At 39.7% G+C, this 15,963-nt stretch carries 15 protein-coding genes and 2 tRNA genes; 9 read left to right on the top strand and 8 right to left on the bottom strand.

Annotation, left to right across the window (positions count from 1 at the left end):
- Positions 1 to 19: 19 nt before the first annotated feature.
- The 3 genes from DUT71_RS09730 to DUT71_RS20375 form a co-directional block, all read right to left on the bottom strand.
- A complete protein-coding gene (locus tag DUT71_RS09730) occupies positions 20 to 211 on the bottom strand; it encodes a hypothetical protein (RefSeq protein WP_113662337.1) in 192 nt (63 codons plus the stop codon).
- A gap of 229 nt (positions 212 to 440) precedes the next feature.
- A complete protein-coding gene (locus DUT71_RS09725) occupies positions 441 to 632 on the bottom strand; it encodes a hypothetical protein (RefSeq protein WP_113662337.1) in 192 nt (63 codons plus the stop codon).
- Between the two features lie 236 nt (positions 633 to 868).
- Positions 869 to 1,039, bottom strand: a complete 171-nt coding sequence (locus DUT71_RS20375) for a hypothetical protein (protein ID WP_205313900.1) — start codon at positions 1,037 to 1,039, stop codon at positions 869 to 871.
- A gap of 351 nt (positions 1,040 to 1,390) precedes the next feature.
- On the opposite strand from DUT71_RS20375, the gene DUT71_RS09720 reads away from it, so the two are divergent.
- The 4 genes from DUT71_RS09720 (at position 1,391) to DUT71_RS09705 (ending at position 4,908) form a co-directional block, all read left to right on the top strand.
- Positions 1,391 to 1,957 carry an RNA polymerase sigma factor gene (locus DUT71_RS09720; protein WP_113662336.1) on the top strand — a complete coding sequence of 189 codons (567 nt, stop codon included), beginning with the start codon at positions 1,391 to 1,393 and terminating at the stop codon, positions 1,955 to 1,957.
- Positions 1,958 to 1,960: 3 nt separating this feature from the next.
- On the top strand, positions 1,961 to 3,064 hold the full coding sequence (locus DUT71_RS09715) for a trypsin-like peptidase domain-containing protein (protein ID WP_113662335.1): 1,104 nt from the start codon (positions 1,961 to 1,963) through the stop codon (positions 3,062 to 3,064).
- Positions 3,065 to 3,293: 229 nt separating this feature from the next.
- Positions 3,294 to 4,217, top strand: coding sequence for a DUF72 domain-containing protein (locus tag DUT71_RS09710; RefSeq protein ID WP_113662334.1), 924 nt, complete (start codon positions 3,294 to 3,296; stop codon positions 4,215 to 4,217).
- A 55-nt stretch (positions 4,218 to 4,272) separates the two neighbouring features.
- Entirely contained in the window at positions 4,273 to 4,908 is a 636-nt protein-coding gene (locus DUT71_RS09705; RefSeq protein WP_113662333.1) for a peroxiredoxin, read from the top strand.
- 71 nt (positions 4,909 to 4,979) lie between these two features.
- On the opposite strand, the gene DUT71_RS20465 is transcribed toward DUT71_RS09705, so the two are convergent.
- From DUT71_RS20465 to DUT71_RS09680, 5 genes are all read right to left on the bottom strand, one after another.
- On the bottom strand, positions 4,980 to 7,196 hold the full coding sequence (locus DUT71_RS20465) for a peptide MFS transporter (RefSeq protein WP_113662332.1): 2,217 nt from the start codon (positions 7,194 to 7,196) through the stop codon (positions 4,980 to 4,982).
- 79 nt (positions 7,197 to 7,275) lie between these two features.
- Positions 7,276 to 8,205, bottom strand: coding sequence for a hypothetical protein (locus tag DUT71_RS09695; protein ID WP_240186896.1), 930 nt, complete (start codon positions 8,203 to 8,205; stop codon positions 7,276 to 7,278).
- 10 nt (positions 8,206 to 8,215) lie between these two features.
- Positions 8,216 to 9,394, bottom strand: a complete 1,179-nt coding sequence (locus DUT71_RS09690; RefSeq protein ID WP_113662331.1) for an acetyl-CoA C-acyltransferase — start codon at positions 9,392 to 9,394, stop codon at positions 8,216 to 8,218.
- Between the two features lie 87 nt (positions 9,395 to 9,481).
- Positions 9,482 to 9,676, bottom strand: coding sequence for an Arc family DNA binding domain-containing protein (locus DUT71_RS09685; RefSeq protein WP_394341145.1), 195 nt, complete (start codon positions 9,674 to 9,676; stop codon positions 9,482 to 9,484).
- A gap of 248 nt (positions 9,677 to 9,924) precedes the next feature.
- Entirely contained in the window at positions 9,925 to 10,782 is an 858-nt protein-coding gene (locus tag DUT71_RS09680) for an SPFH domain-containing protein (RefSeq protein WP_113662329.1), read from the bottom strand.
- A gap of 146 nt (positions 10,783 to 10,928) precedes the next feature.
- Between DUT71_RS09680 and DUT71_RS09675 the strand changes: the two genes are divergently transcribed.
- The 5 genes from DUT71_RS09675 (at position 10,929) to DUT71_RS09650 (ending at position 15,767) form a co-directional block, all read left to right on the top strand.
- The gene (locus DUT71_RS09675; RefSeq protein ID WP_394341144.1) at positions 10,929 to 13,004 is read left to right on the top strand and encodes an HD family phosphohydrolase; all 2,076 of its coding nucleotides are present in this window, start codon (positions 10,929 to 10,931) and stop codon (positions 13,002 to 13,004) included.
- A 67-nt stretch (positions 13,005 to 13,071) separates the two neighbouring features.
- Positions 13,072 to 13,161, top strand: a tRNA-Ser gene (locus DUT71_RS09670).
- 17 nt (positions 13,162 to 13,178) lie between these two features.
- A tRNA-Pro gene (locus DUT71_RS09665) sits at positions 13,179 to 13,252 on the top strand.
- A gap of 635 nt (positions 13,253 to 13,887) precedes the next feature.
- On the top strand, positions 13,888 to 14,433 hold the full coding sequence (locus tag DUT71_RS09655; RefSeq protein ID WP_162796010.1) for an RNA polymerase sigma factor: 546 nt from the start codon (positions 13,888 to 13,890) through the stop codon (positions 14,431 to 14,433).
- A gap of 125 nt (positions 14,434 to 14,558) precedes the next feature.
- Complete coding sequence (locus DUT71_RS09650; protein WP_113662327.1) at positions 14,559 to 15,767, top strand: FecR family protein; 1,209 nt, start codon at positions 14,559 to 14,561, stop codon at positions 15,765 to 15,767.
- The last annotated feature ends 196 nt before the right edge of the window (positions 15,768 to 15,963 follow it).

Genomic DNA, 15,963 nt, shown 5'->3' with positions numbered 1-15,963 from the left:
GCTTTCACTAAATTTTGGCTTAGTGTTTTACAGTTGAGTCAACAACAGTAGTGTCAGTTTTAACAACTGTGTCGGTTACAGTAGTATCAGCAGTTACAGTAGTGTCAGCACCGATAGTGTCAGTACCTTCAGCTTTTTTCTCAGAAGAACAAGCAACTACAGTTAAAGATAATGCTAATGCTAAAAAGCCAAATTTGAATAAGTTTTTCATTTTAATTTCTAGTTTAAACTATTTTATAATTAATTAATTGTTCATTAATACGGCAATCGCTAAAAGGTAACCCGATAAAATGATGAAAAAAATAATTTAATTTTTAATTAGCTGTTTGTCAGTGTGATAAAAATATTTTTTAAGCGTATTTTTTGTGGTTATTCATTTCCCGGATATCAAAAAAGTCCCACATTTGCGGGACTTTTTTATGCTTTCACTAAATTTTGGCTTAGTGTTTTACAGTTGAGTCAACAACAGTAGTGTCAGTTTTAACAACTGTGTCGGTTACAGTAGTATCAGCAGTTACAGTAGTGTCAGCACCGATAGTGTCAGTACCTTCAGCTTTTTTCTCAGAAGAACAAGCAACTACAGTTAAAGATAATGCTAATGCTAAAAAGCCAAATTTGAATAAGTTTTTCATTTTAATTTCTAGTTTAAACTATTTTATAATTAATTAATTGTTCATTAATACGGCAATCGCTAAAAGGTAACCCAATAAAAGTTCAAAAAAATCAAAATTTCTGAAACGGCTTGTTTTTAAGCGTATAAGAGCGTATAAGAATGTTTTTGGTATCTGCTAAAAGCCCTTTGCTTTCTGTCATAAAAAAAGCCTTTCCAATTTTTGGAAAGGCTTTTATACTTTGTTTCAACTATTGACTAGTGAGCAGCAGGAGCAGCTTTAGTAGTATCAACAGCGGCAGTTGTATCAACTACAGTTGTATCAACAGCAGCAGTGTCAGTACCTTCAGCTTTTTTCTCAGAAGAACAAGCAACTACAGTTAAAGATAATGCTAATGCTAAAAAGCCAAATTTGAATAAGTTTTTCATTTTAATTTTCTGATTTAATAATTAATTAGTTTTACATCTTAATGCCGCAAAGGTAAAAAGGTAACCTCAGGTTTTAGCAAAAAATTAAAATATTTTTTTCAACTTTTTTGCGGGTTACTATTTACCGGATTTGGTATTAAAAAAAAAGTTTTTTTGTACAAAAGGGGCATTATAAACCCGATTGTAGCGAGCATCCCGAGTAAAACGAGGGATATAGCGGAAAGCGGGGCAAGACGATGATTATAGCACAATTATTGCTTTCCCAAATAGATATAGATTGCTTGCTTGTGGATAGCTTGTGATTTTTTTGATTATTATTGGGTTACCATTTGATTTTAATTGTATTAATAGGTGAGTATAAAGTTTAGCAGTCAGATACCAACAGATAGAGAAGTTGTACTAGGGATACTCAATAACTCGGTAGAGGCTTTAAATAAATTGTATTTGGCATATTTCCCCATGGTGCTGCAGTTTGTTTTAAATAACAGTGGTGATGAGGATGATGCCAAGGATGTTTATCAGGAGGCCATTATTGTGCTTTACAATAAGGTGCGCAGTGGGAATTTTGAGTTGAGCAGTAAGCTGAAAACCTATATCTATTCGGTAGGCAGGCGGATTTGGCTGAAAAAACTTACCCAGCAGAGCAAGAAGGCTAATAACATTGCCGATTTTGAAGATGTGTTGGCGGTAGATGACGAGTTGGAAATGCATGAGGAAAAGGACATGCAGTTTGATAAGATGAAAGTGGCACTGGATAATTTGGGCGAGCCTTGCAAAACAATTATCCAGGATTTTTATATCCATAACCATTCCATGCAGGAAATTTGTGAAAAGTTTGGATATACGAATACAGATAATGCAAAAACACAGAAATACAAGTGTTTGCAGAGGTTAAAGAAATTATTTTTTCAATCATAGGAAATGAGAAACGAGATAGAACTTGAAGCTATTATTGAAGATTATCTAAAAGGTAAACTTACGGCAGAGGAGCGCATAGCGTTTGAACAGTTGCGCAGCAATGATCCCGTGATTGATCACAAGGTTGTAGCTCATAAGGTTTTCTTGGATTCGATGGCTCAATATGCACATGTGGTGAAATTAAAGGAACAAATGGACGCTGTGCACTCGCAAATTGACGTTGCAGCCCTGGCTGAAAATTTAAGACCACATCCTTCGAAATGGGTGAAGCTTTGGCGTAACAATAGATCGGCAGTGGCTATTGCCGCTTCGTTTATATTGTTGGCTATGGTTTCGTTGTACTCTATACAAAGTAATAATAAACAAGCAGGTACTTTTGAGGCGATGAGCAAGGATATGGCTAAGATTAGAAGTACGCAAAATACCTTGATCAGGGATATTAAAACCAGGGAGGCTAATAATAGTAGTAATAATAATAGCAATAACGCAAGATTTGGCGGAACTGGTTTCGCTATTTCTGGTAACGGTTACATTGTTACCAATTACCATGTAGTTCGTGGTGCAGATTCTGTTTATGTACAAAATAGTAATGGTTCTTATAAAGCGAAGTCGTTTTATAGCGATCCTGTAAACGATATTGCTATCCTGAAAATTAGCGATAAACGCTTTGAAAGTTTACCTGCATTGCCTTATACCATGAAACGTGGCTCTTCTGGCATTGGCGAATCTGTGTTCACTTTGGGTTTCCCTAAAGATGATATTGTATTGGGCGATGGTTATGTGAGTTCAAGAAATGGTATTAATGGGGATACTTTGGCCTATCAGGTAGCTATTCCGGTAAATCCGGGCAACAGTGGCGGCCCTTTGTTGGATAATAGCGGTAACGTGGTAGGGATTATTAACGGAAAAGAAAATAAAACCGATGGTGCTACTTTTGCCGTAAAATCAAAGTATATCATGGAAGCTTTAAATGCTATTCCTCAAGACTCATTAAGCAGAAAAGTTTCTTATGGTAAGAAAAGCAGCTTGCGTGGTTTGAAACGTAATAAACAAGTGCAAAAAATGCAGGATTACGTATTTATGATTAAAGTGTATAACAACAACTAGTTTTTACAATTTATATAGTTCGAGCCCCGAAACATTTGATTGTTTTCGGGGTTTTTCTTTGGAATGAAGTTTTTGTGAGCCACAGCTACGCAGATTGTTTGTTTGTTCATATTGTTGAGTTTGCTATGTGCCTATGTGTTCAATGAGCCACATAGGCACATAGGGTCAGCTATAGGTGTAAATACACATTGCCCAAATATTATCTGTGGTTAATTAACTATATTTAACCATGGAATTTGGAAGAGTTGAACCCAGTGAAATTAATCAAGTAGATTTTACCTTGCCGCCAGATGGCGAACAAACCAAGCTTACTTTAAAAGGCAAGGCTGTTGCCGACCCAAAGTTTTTTGTGGGTTGTGCCAAATGGGGCAGAAAGGAATGGGTGAATTTGATTTATCCCGCTAAAACTAAAGAGAAAGACTTTTTAGCGGAATATGTAAAGCATTTTAACTCTATAGAATTAAATGCGGTTTTTTATGGGATTCCTAAAGAGGAGCAGATTTTGAAATGGAAGGAAATGGCAGAACGGCGTCCAGATTTTGTATTTTGCCCGAAATTTTCGCGAGCGATAACCCATATTAAACGTTTAAACAATGCACAGGCCGAAACGGATTTGTACTTAAAAGCCATTAGTGCCTTTGGAGATAAACTAGGCCCTTGTTTTTTGCAGTTGGGCGATAATTTTGGGCCTAAAAACTTTGATGCCATGCATCAATATCTAAAAGCTTTACCAAGAGATTTGAATTTGTTTTTGGAAGTACGCCATGAGGATTGGTTTGCTAAGGCTGATGATCGAAAAGCCTTATTCTCGCTTTTAGCAGATCTTAACATAGGTGCCGCCATTACCGACGCAAGTGGCAGACGTGATTGTGTACACATGGAACTCCCCACACCTAAAGCATTTATTCGTTTTGTAGGGAATGGTGGCCAGTTTCTGGAAAGCTCTGATCAAAAAAGGATAGACGATTGGATGGTACGTTTAGACGATTGGTTGAACAGGGGACTAGAGGAAATCTATTTCTTTTTGCACCAGCATGATGAAAGTGATACGCCCATTATTGCCGACTATACCATCGAAAAATTCAATCAAAAATTAGGGAGTAAACTGCCTCGTATCAATTTCTTAAAAGGGCAGGGCGATTTGTTCTCTTGATTTTTTCGTAACTTGAACATATAATTAATCGATTTTTCATTTAAATATTAATACGATGAGCATAAGAATAGGCGATATCGCTCCAAATTTTAAAGCTACAACATCTATAGGTGAGATAGACTTTTATGAATACCTTGGCGATAGTTGGGGAGTTTTGTTTTCACATCCCGCGGATTATACACCAGTTTGCACCACAGAACTGGGTAGAACAGCTGCTTTGAAAGGTGAATTCGATCAAAGGAATGTAAAAGTTTTAGCATTAAGTGTTGATCCTGTAGACTCGCATTTAGGCTGGATTAAGGATATCAACGAAACCCAAAATACGAATGTTGATTTTCCCATCATTGCCGACTCCGACAAGAAGGTGGCAAATCTTTATGACATGATCCACCCGAATGCTTCGGAAACTTTAACCGTACGTTCGCTTTTTGTAATAGGGCCTGATAAAAAGGTAAAACTGATCATCACTTATCCTGCATCTACGGGTAGGAACTTTAATGAAGTACTAAGAGTGATTGACTCATTGCAGCTAACCGCTAATTATAGCGTGGCCACACCTGCCGACTGGAAGGACGGTGAAGATGTAATTGTGGTAAATAGCATTAAAACGGAAGATATTCCAGCTAAGTTTCCCAAAGGACATAAAGTGATTAAGCCGTATTTGAGGACAACTCCTCAACCAAATAAGTAGATTAACTTTTGGATAAACGATAAAGGCTCCCAAATTGGGAGCCTTTATCGTTATGGATCATGATGCGATGCCTATTTTACACCGTGCATCAGCTTTTTAACAATTGGGCCTAAAGCAAAGGCTAATAAAGATGCGGCTAATGATACACCTGTTAGTGTCCAGAAGAAATAGCTATAGCCTTTTTCACCTGCTATGCTTTCTGAAACCTCACCAAATATACCGGCCAACTTGTTCCCGATAGCTACAGCTAAGTACCAAACCCCAAACATAATGGCAATCATGCGGCCTGGTACCAATTTACTAACATAAGAAAGTGCTACCGGTGATACACAAAGTTCGGCCATGGTATGGAATAGGTAAACGAATACTAGCCACATCATACTTACCGATGCTGATTTAGCTCCCGCAGGGATAGAGGCTGCGCCAAAGGCTACAAAAGCCATTCCGATAGCTAAGAACAACATCCCGATAGCATATTTGTTATTGGCCGATGGGTTGCGTTTACTGCTCCACCATTTAGAGAACAATGGGGCTAAGGTAATGATGAAAAGTGAGTTTAAGATGTTGAACCAACTGGCGTTTACTTCGGTAGCGGCAACTTTCGAAGTGATAGTTGCCTTGATAGGCGAAGTTTGATCAGCATCGTATTTGATGTTGTGGTTAATCAAAATTTCTTTAGTATCACCTACTTTTAATGACTCTTTTTCGCCTTTTGCCAATCTGATTTCTCTTTTGAGTGTTTGGCCTGCAGTGTTGGCAAATTCTATTTCGGCATAGCTCACCACTGTACCGAATGCACCTGGTTTTTCCCGGTCAACAATATTGCTGATTTTACCGTTAAATACATCGCCAAGATAGTTTTTGTCTTTGTCTACCAAGGCGTTGTTCTCCACGGTAGTTTTCTCATCAGCTTTATAGAATGAAGTTCGTTCGATATCTAAAATGGCGATTTCTTGGTTGTCTTTATAAGATTCGGACGAAACCACCTTATCGTTGTTCACTACGCCGTTAAGATTTTTATATTGAACATTGTATGAAGTAGACTTGTATTCGTTGGTTACCATCCAGATGGCAATTCCCCAGATGATCAAGAAACTGAAACCTAAAATCAAGTTGGATAGTTTGTACTTGTTGAAGGTTTGCCCGAACAATTTAAAGAGCACCCAGGTAATGATGGCCAAAGGACCAAGGGTGATTAAGGAGTTAACGATTTTAAAAATAGTGCCCGAAGTTCCTTCTAAGATCCGTTGCGTATAATCTTTTGCAAACAAGGTTAACGAGCCTGGCGCCTGCTCAAATATCGACCAAAAGATCATCGTAATGATGGCAAAAAACACAATGGCAATCATCCTGTCTTTAAGTACCTTATCGTATCTGTTAATTCTGGATACCAATAAAATTAAGAAAAGTACCAAAGCTGTTAAGATGATGAAATTACTGCCGTCAACTCCAAATAAACTGAAACTGAATAGGTTTGTTGTGCCTTCCGAGATTTTATTAACAGGGTCATTTAAAATCCATGCCAACCCTAAACCAACACACAGCACAATTAATACCATGTGAAAGCGTGTAAATGGATTCAATTTGCCACCTTCTTGTTGTACTGAGGCCGCCGCCGCTTTTTCTGCAGGGGTTGCTTTCACAGGCTTTAGGCCAATGGTTCCAAAAATATTTTGGGCAAGCCAGAATTGCAACAAGCCAAACAGCATAAAAATACCTGCTACGCCAAATCCCCAGCTCCAGCCAATTTTTTCACCTAAATAGCCACAAAGCATGATTCCGAAAAATGCTCCAGCATTTACGCCCATATAGAAGATGGTGTAAGCCCCGTCCTTTTTTTCAGGAAAATCTTTGTACATTTCCGATACAATGGAAGTCATGTTGGGTTTAAAGAAACCACTACCGAACACCAGTAAAACCAAACCTGCGTAGATAAAAAACGAGGTTTCCAAGGCCATACAAGCGTGTCCTAAGGTCATTAACAGTGCACCTATCACTACGGCCCAGCGGATACCAATTACTTTATCGGCAAAATAGCCGCCAAGCATGGTTGAAAGGTAAACTAATGCAGTATAGGTTCCGAAAATGGCCAGCGCATGTTCTTTTGGCCATCCCCAGCCGCTATCTAAAACAGAAGCGCTGAAAAACAAAACCAATAGGGCTCGCATTCCATAGTAGGAGAAACGCTCCCACATTTCGGTAAAGAAAAGTACAAAAAGCCCCGATGGGTGCCCTAATACCTTGCTTTTAAAAAAATCGTTTGGATTTTCTGCAGTATTTGTTTGCATAGATTATTTAATAAGTTAGTCTTAGTTTTTTAAAAAAAATTGGTGCAATATAGGCGAATACATTTACATTTCAGCAAAATTAATGTTTGCCCTTTTGGAAAAGTGTCGTCGCTTTACGCGGAGTGCTGTATAGTTCGTCTAAATTAGAAGCGTCGTTTCTTACTTCCACATTCTCCTTCAAATATAGCCTTGGATAGCTAATGGCGTAGCCGTCAAAGCTTAAATCGGAAGCATAATATTCGAAGTTGCCTTCCATATTGGCTTCAAAAGGAGCCAAATGGTCAAAAACAATCATATTTACCTTTTTGTCGAAAGCTAAAGTCATGGAGTTTTTCTTGGCATATTCAAATACTATCCTGTTTTTTACAGGTACTTTTCTGCTCAACTCGAAAACATTTTTGCCAAATACAGCGTCGTCTTTTTCGAAGGATAAAACCTCGATAACTTTTTTGTTGGTCTTGTTATTGTTGCCTTTCCATCCCAATAAAATATAATAGGGGTTTTTGCCAGGATAGGTCACTGGAATCATTTCATAATAACGGGCGCCGTACCATTTCTTTTGGTTGGTAATGATGTTGTCGTCGGTAAAAGTTTCCGTCGCATCGTTCAGGGGGATCATTTTTAAAGAACCATCTTTGGTGGCTAATTGGATTGTGCCATAAAATTTATAGCCACCATCGGTAAGTGGAACCGACCAAGTGAAAATCCGGAACGATTGGTTAGGGGCATTGAGCACCGTTACGTTGGCAAGGGAATCGAAATTAAACCGGAAGGAATGAGGGGTTTTTAAGACGCTGATGAGTTTTTTTACAAACATGGTGTTGTACGCCGCCCGTTCTACGTCATCCTTAACACTTACGGTCGAATCGCTATAGGCCGCAAGGGTGTCTTGAATTTTTAACAATTGGGGCAGTTGAGCAGGTGCTGCGGATTGTTGGGCTTTTAAATTCCCTGCAATCAAGCACACTACTAAAAGTGGAAAAAATGTCTTCAAAAAACTGCTTTGCATTTAAACCTTTTTAACGAAGATTTTCAATAACTATTGCACTGGCACCACCTCCGCCATTGCAAATTCCGGCAACGCCTATCTTTCCATTGTTTTGAGACAATACGGATAACAACGTAACCACAATTCTGGCACCTGAAGCACCAAGAGGATGGCCAATGGCTACTGCGCCACCATTCACATTTACTTTGTCGCCATTAAGGCCCAAAGCTTGGTTATTTGCTAAAGATACCACCGAGAAAGCCTCGTTGATTTCAAAATAATCTACTTGCTCTTTGGTGATATTTGCTCTTTGCAAAGCCAAAGGAATAGCTTTAGAAGGGGCCGTAGTGAACCATTCTGGGGCTTGTTGGGCATCGGCGTAAGCCAATACTTTCGCTAATGGAGTAAGTCCTAGTTCTTTTGCTTTTTCGGCACTCATTAAAATTAGGGCAGCAGCACCGTCATTTAGGGTGGAGGCGTTGGCTGCGGTTACGGTTCCATCTTTTTTAAAAACAGGCTTTAACGTAGGAATTTTGTCGAATTTTACTGCTGCTGGTTCTTCATCATGGGCAAACAAGGTGATTTCTCCTTTTCTGTCCTTGATTTCTACGGCAACAATTTCGTCCTTGAATTTTCCATCGCTTTGCGCTTGTTGCGCTCTTTGGTAAGATTGGATGGCAAAGTTGTCTTGATCTTCGCGGCTGATGTTGCAAGTTTCGGCGCAAAGCTCCGCTGCCGAACCCATGTGATAATCATTATACACATCCCACAAACCATCTTTTACCAAGCCGTCGGTAATTTGTCCGTGCCCCAGGCGATAGCCATTTCTGGCTTTGTCCAAGTAGTAGGGAACGTTGCTCATGCTTTCCATTCCGCCAGCAACTACAATGTCGTTTTGGCCCAAGGCAATGCTTTGCGCAGCCAGCATAATGGCTTTGGTGCCTGATGCGCAGACCTTGTTGATGGTGGTAGCGGGCAAATCAGGTAAGCCAGCGTACTTTGCCGCCTGTGTAGCAGGTGCCTGACCCAAATTGGCCGACAATACGTTGCCCATGTACACTTCCTGTACCAATTCTGGTTTAAGACCAATGCTTTCTAAGGCTCCTTTGATGGCAAAACCACCTAGTTGCGTAGCCGAAAATCCTGAAAGTGAGCCGCCAAAACTACCAATAGGAGTTCTAACCGCTGATACGATAACTACTTCTTTCATATAGTAATGTTTATATTATATTTGGTTGGGCGCAATTTAGGGATAATCTTTAAAATACCGCCACAAGCCACATTTTATTTACGTTAGCTATACATTATCATCGTTCGTTTTTCTATTGGCTTTTTTCCTTCTAGATTTTACCGCCTCGTTCAGCAAAAATTCAATTTGGCCATTGGTGCTCCTAAACTCTTCGCTTGCCCAGGTCTCTATCTCTTTGAGCAATGTGGGGCTTATCCTCAATGCAAATGCTTTCTTATCTTTCTCGGGCATTGTTTTTATCATTAAAAGATGATGTTTTATTTGGCTCCTGCTCGCCTTATATTACATCGATTCTATTCATCTGAGTTCGATTGGTAGTTAATCTGTATAGCTGATGCTGAACTAAATTCAGCATGACGGAGCATTGATTTAGCGTCACCCTGACCTGTAGCGAAACAGAAAGTTATGCAATAAATTTATTTCAGGGACCGCCGTACATTAAAATGGTAAAACGATTACAAATTAGTTAATTACTAATTGAACTCAGGTTATTAATTGTAAAGTGTACCGGCATTTACCACTGGCTGCGCATTCCTGTCGCCGCAAAGCACTACCAGTAAATTGCTTACCATGGCGGCTTTTCTTTCTTCATCAAGGGAAACAATTTCTTTTTCCGACAGTCGCTCTAAAGCCATTTCTACCATGCCCACAGCACCTTCAACAATGAGTTTTCGGGCGGCAATTACGGCGGTAGCTTGCTGGCGTTGCAACATGGCGCTGGCAATTTCCTGTGCATAGGCCAAATGTGAAATTCTGGCTTCTATCACTTCAATGCCGGCTCTTGACAAGCGTTCATTCAACTCTTCTTCCAGTAATGCGTTTACCTTTTCCGCACCATCTTTAAGGGTAATTCCAGCATCTTCATCTTCCAAGTTGTCATAGGCAAAGCTATTGGCCAGGTGTCTAACGGCGGCTTCGCTCTGTATGCTTACATATTGGATGTAATCCTCCACCGAGAAACTGGCTTTGGCAGTTTCCTGTACCTGCCATACCACCACGGCACCAATTTCAATGGGATTGCCCATCTTGTCGTTTACCTTTAATTGCTGGCCGTTGAGGTTTCTGGCTCTCAGTGATAGTTTTTTCTTGGTGGTTAGGGGATTCACCCAAAAGAAACCATCCGACTTAACGGTGCCTACGTATTTGCCAAATAATGTTAATACTTTGGATTCATTAGGATTTACAATAATTAATCCCGGTAAAACCAAGATGAAATCTACCAATAGTACTGCGGCGCCCCAGCCAAACTGACGAATGGCCATCAGGTAGATGCCAGCTGCGAGTAATACGATAAAAATGCCTAAGGTAAGATAGCCCGATGGTGGCCTGATGATTTTTTCTGTTTGCATATTTGATATTATTTTGATATCAAATATAAATTAAAAAATTGGAGAATAAAATGCTTTTTTGCGCAAGAGATTTGTTTCTCTGAGGTGCTTTGTAGGCTATTGCAGAAATAAATACTAATTTTGGTTGAAATAAAGGACTATACATTTTGGCCAAAATTAAAAAGAACTCGCACAAAATACTTTACCGCAAGTATTCATCTAACCTAAAGTACGTGATGATGGCGGTTTGTGTATTGATAATTACACTTTATTTGCCCAAGCAGCCGCGATTCAGGTATGAATTTGAGAAAGGTAAAACTTGGTTGAACAAAGACCTGGTTTCGCCTTTTAGCTTTGCCATTTTAAAAACGCCACAACAAATCAATCTGGATAAAAAAACGGTACTTGATAATGTTTTGCCTATTTATGAATATCAGGAGGAGGTGTTTAAGGACCAAGGCGATGCTTATTTAAACGAGTTTGATGTGAAATGGAAGTCAAACACCTTGAACGATCGCGATAAGGAGGTGAACAGGCAACGTTCGTACCAAATCCTGCAATCTATTTATACCAAAGGCATTATCGATATTAATCCCAAACATCAAAAAGGGGGCGGCTATTACGATTTCTCTCTGGTGCGAAACAATATTTCGACCAAGAGCAATTCGCAAGATGTTTTTACAACAGAAACGGCATTGGCTTATTTGAAAGCAAGTTTTAAAGCCAGTGAGCCTGAAATTGCCAAAACGGTGTTTGATTTGGCAGAAAGCCATCTTAAGCCTAATATTAAATTTAACGAAACCTTAACGGCTACGGTTCAAAACAATGCCCTAAACAGTATTTCTACTACCAAAGGGATGGTGCAAAAGGGCGAACTGATTGTGGCAAAGGAAACGGTAATTGATGAGGAGGTATATCAAAAGCTAGTATCGTTTAGGGAAAACTACGATGCACAGACCAAAAGTGTAGGCGACGATAAATTGGTGTTTTTTGGGCAGGTATTGCTGGTGGGCTTTATCGTAACGCTCCTGATGGTATTCCTTTATCTTTTCAGAAAGGATATTTATGCAGATAACCGCCAACTCTCTTTGTTGTTGTTAGTGATCACCTCGATGTTGCTGGTACTTACCTGGTCCATTAAATTCAACCTTTCTAATCTTTATTTGCTCCCTTTTTGTATTGTACCAATTATCATTAGGATATTGTTTGATACAAGGTTGGCGTTAAACCTTCACTTGTTGGTGATTTTAATTGCCGGTTTTTTTGTGCCCAACAGCTTTGAGTTTGTATTTTACCAGACCACTGCGGGCATGGTGGCCATCTATAGCATCAAGAATTTGGTGAAACGTGAGCAATTGCTGATTTCGGCCTCATTTATATTGAGTGCCTACTTTGTGTCCTTTGTGGGGATTGCTTTGCTCAGAGAGGGCTCGTTAAGCCATATTGAGTGGGCTAATTTCCTTCCCTTTGTTTTCAGCGTGCTTTTATCGTTATTGGCCTATCCATTAATTTACGCTTTTGAAAGGGTTTTTGGAATCACCTCTGATGTTGCACTGATCGAACTGACCAATACCAATAATAAACTATTAAGGGAGCTTGCGTTTAAGGCGCCAGGCACTTTCCAACACTCGTTGCAGGTAGCCAATTTAGCGGAAGCGGCAATTTTTAAAATAGGAGGGGATGCTTTGCTGGTGAGGGCAGGAGCTTTGTACCATGATATCGGCAAGATGGAAAACCCGCAATATTTTATCGAAAACCAAACCGGGCAGAGTCCGCATGATAAATTGCCATATGAGCAAAGTGCGCAAATTATCATCCGTCATGTGCATAAAGGTATTGAGATTACCAGGAGACATAAATTGCCGGAGTCAATCATCGATTTCATACGTACGCACCACGGGAATACCCGGGTGGATTATTTCTATCAATCTTTCCTGAAAAATTCGCCAGAAAAATTCATCGACGAGAATATTTTCCGCTATCCTGGACCTATTCCGTTTTCGAAAGAAACAGGCGTTTTAATGTTGGCCGATTCGGTGGAAGCGGCCTCCAGAAGTTTAAAAAATCCGGATGCACAGAACATCAATGACCTGGTTGAACGCATTATTGACTACAAATTGGAGCAAAACCAATTAGATAATTGTGATTTGACGTTAAAAGATTTGGAAACTATTAAGTTGATTTTCAAGACGATGTTAATGAGCATCTACCATGTTCGCGTAGATTATCCACAAACTACGTAATTTTTTTTTGCAAACATTAATGAATTGCTATATTTGCAACCTCGAAACGCAGAAAATGTGTAGAGAAGGTGAGGTGCCTGAGAGGCCGAAAGGAACAGTTTGCTAAACTGTCGTACTGGTAACGGTACCGCGGGTTCGAATCCCGCCCTCACCGCCAAAAGGTGATACCACCATCGGGGTGTAGCGTAGCCCGGTATCGCGCCACATTTGGGATGTGGAGGTCGTAGGTTCGAATCCTGCCACCCCGACGAAACCCTTCAGATAATAACTCTGAAGGGTTTTTTTATTTCTGAAAACTGTGTCCAGTATTTAAGGGGTTGAATTTTTTTAATGGATTTATAAAAACTATAACTTCATGTTGGATGATTGGCATACCAAATTAACTGGCTGTAAGTAAGTAAAATGGCAAAAAATTTAGATAAGATTTTAGTGGTGGATATTGAGGCCACTTGTTGGGAAGGCAGTTCTCCAGAAAATATGCAGAGTGATATTATAGAGATTGGGGTATGTTCATTGGATGTATCCTCATTTTGGTGAACTACACAAGCTTTTTCCATGGATTTTCCGCTGGTGATGTGGATGGATTTCCGCTGCTAACTTTATATTGTGGGATAGGTATAGCCCCTCTTTGCAAGTTTTTTGCTAATCTCTGCTTAATGTTTGCTTAACAATAAGGTTGTTATTTTGCGGCTAAAGTTCAAAAAGCACATTTTATAGATAAAACTTTTAAGAATATCTACCTTGTTGTAGGTTGATTTTCTTTTTGTTACTTTTACTTGCGTGCTTCATTTCAAAAAGAAAGTAAACGATAGAAAATAAAACAATATTTTGGGGTTAAGATATGCTTCCTTTCCGGACATTTAGTAATGAACAAATAAAGCGCTTGCGAGAAGGAAATGAATCTGCGTTTCAACACGTTTATCAATCCCTTGCGCCAAAAGTATACGGTTTTGCCTATCGCTTCTTGAAAGATAAGGCGCAAAGTGAAGAGGTGGTACAGGAAGCCTTTATCACGCTTTGGGAAAACAGAGAAAAACTTGACCAAGAAAGGCCATTGGAGCCTTATCTGTTTACCATATCCAAACGTTTGGTATTAGATAGTCTCAGAAAGGCAACCAGTTCTCAAGCTTTAAGGGAAAAATTAATGCTGAAAATTTCCGAAAACCATAACGAGACCGAAGAAAGTATTATTCTTTCTGATTTGATGGCTTTTGCCGAAAAAGCGATACGGGAGCTGCCCAGGCAACAACAAGTTGTTTTTCGTTTAAGCCGCTTTGAAGGACTGTCCTATGAGGAAATAGGAGAACGTTTAAACCTTTCAAAAAATACCGTGAAAAATCATTTGGTAGTGGCCTTAAAAACCTTGAAAACACAATTGGCTAGCCAAGAGATGACTTACGCACTAGCCTTTCTGATTTATTTTGTTTAAAATTATTGTGCTCATTATTAGTTGGTTGTGTTTTATTTGATGAAATGGAACAATTCAACTAGTCCTAATGTGCTGTTGGTACGTATTCTTGATAGGTAGCCGCAATTTGCTGCTCTTTAACCAATATGAACTCAGAAAACTACCGGTTGCAATTTTTGTTACAAGCACTGATTGATCAAACCATTACCAGGGAAGAACTGGATGAGCTTGCAGCGCTGCTGAAACATTTTGAAGATAGCGAAGGCATTGAAACGCAAATGAGGCGCAACTGGGAAAGTAGCGACCTTGCTGCTGACGATATTGATGACGGACTGTATGCCAAAATTGTTAACCACCCTCGTTTCAAAACCGCTGCTCCAAAGAAGCAAACCCTCATCGCTAAATTAACTAATCGCAATGCCTTAAGGTATTACGCGGCGGCGGCAGTACTTATTTGCTGTTTCTTGGGGCTATATGTTTATAGGCATCAAATACTAGAATTAAAGCGTGGCACAAACACAACAAATGCATCGTATGCCAGGAAGTTGGATGAACAAAGCGGACACATCGTATTAACCCTGTCTAACGGGAAAAAACTTGTTTTAGATCAAACTGCCGATGGAGAGCTGGGGAGTGACAAGCATGCGCTGATCTCCAAAACTTCGGATGGACAGATCATTTATAACTTAGAAAACATGGACGTGGGAGATGATGAATTGGCCTATAATACCATTTCTACGCCTGTGGGCAAAACCTCCCAACTGATTTTATCAGACGGAACTAAGGTTTGGCTAAATGCCAAGTCAACACTTAAATTCCCTGTGGCTTTTGGCAAAAACCAACGTAGCGTTGAATTGGAGGGCGAAGGTTATTTTGAAGTTGTGCACAACAAGGCCAAGCCTTTTCTGGTTTCGGCCAGAGAGATGAATATCCAGGTATTGGGAACACATTTCAATATTTCAGCCTACGATGACGATAACGTGGTTGAGGCAAGTTTGATTGAAGGTTCCGTTAAAGCCAGCCACGGGAACTCAGCCCAGTTGTTAAAGCCCAACCAGCAAGCTGTTTTAAAAAGAGGTTCATCACAAATTGTGGCGAAAAACTTTGACCCTGACGAGGTTATGGACTGGAAAAATGGCTATTTCATTTTCAGAAACGAGCCCATCAGCGAGATCATGAAAAAGATAAGCCGATGGTATAATATAGAAGTTAATTATCAGGGCAATATCAGCAACGAAGCTTTTGGTGGAAAATACCTGAAAGACAGCTCGCTCGCCGAACTGCTCAGCAGTTTGGAACTTACAGGAACCGTGAAATTTAAAATCGAGGGAAGGAGGGTAACTGTAATGCAATAATGCTACCAAATCCCCAACAGTTACAAAAAATCAGGAGAGCTTGGACCCTCTCCCGATTTACAAGCATCAAATGCTTTCCGGTAACTAAACTGACAAAAGAAGAGACAGATTTAATTTAACCAGTAATCAAATGTATAAAAATTATACTTCTTTATTACGTGGAGTTTTCCGCGTGCCTATAAAAATATTGCTCATA

The organism is Pedobacter nanyangensis, from assembly GCF_003313505.1.
GTDB lineage: Bacteria > Bacteroidota > Bacteroidia > Sphingobacteriales > Sphingobacteriaceae > Pedobacter > Pedobacter nanyangensis.
The sequence above is the reverse complement of the archived record's forward strand: the minus strand, read 5'-3'. Positions and strand labels throughout refer to the sequence as shown.

What these genes read in the sequence shown, in the direction of transcription:
- DUT71_RS09730 (WP_113662337.1), bottom strand. Translation starts at nt 211, where the DNA reads ATGAAAAACTTATTCAAATTTGGCTTTTTAGCATTAGCATTATCTTTA.
- DUT71_RS09725 (WP_113662337.1), bottom strand. Translation starts at nt 632, where the DNA reads ATGAAAAACTTATTCAAATTTGGCTTTTTAGCATTAGCATTATCTTTA.
- DUT71_RS20375 (WP_205313900.1), bottom strand. Translation starts at nt 1,039, where the DNA reads ATGAAAAACTTATTCAAATTTGGCTTTTTAGCATTAGCATTATCTTTA.
- DUT71_RS09715 (WP_113662335.1), top strand. Translation starts at nt 1,961, where the DNA reads ATGAGAAACGAGATAGAACTTGAAGCTATTATTGAAGATTATCTAAAA.
- DUT71_RS09710 (WP_113662334.1), top strand. Translation starts at nt 3,294, where the DNA reads ATGGAATTTGGAAGAGTTGAACCCAGTGAAATTAATCAAGTAGATTTT.
- DUT71_RS09705 (WP_113662333.1), top strand. Translation starts at nt 4,273, where the DNA reads ATGAGCATAAGAATAGGCGATATCGCTCCAAATTTTAAAGCTACAACA.
- DUT71_RS20465 (WP_113662332.1), bottom strand. Translation starts at nt 7,196, where the DNA reads ATGCAAACAAATACTGCAGAAAATCCAAACGATTTTTTTAAAAGCAAG.
- DUT71_RS09695 (WP_240186896.1), bottom strand. Translation starts at nt 8,205, where the DNA reads ATGCAAAGCAGTTTTTTGAAGACATTTTTTCCACTTTTAGTAGTGTGC.
- DUT71_RS09690 (WP_113662331.1), bottom strand. Translation starts at nt 9,394, where the DNA reads ATGAAAGAAGTAGTTATCGTATCAGCGGTTAGAACTCCTATTGGTAGT.
- DUT71_RS09685 (WP_394341145.1), bottom strand. Translation starts at nt 9,676, where the DNA reads ATGATAAAAACAATGCCCGAGAAAGATAAGAAAGCATTTGCATTGAGG.
- DUT71_RS09680 (WP_113662329.1), bottom strand. Translation starts at nt 10,782, where the DNA reads ATGCAAACAGAAAAAATCATCAGGCCACCATCGGGCTATCTTACCTTA.
- DUT71_RS09650 (WP_113662327.1), top strand. Translation starts at nt 14,559, where the DNA reads ATGAACTCAGAAAACTACCGGTTGCAATTTTTGTTACAAGCACTGATT.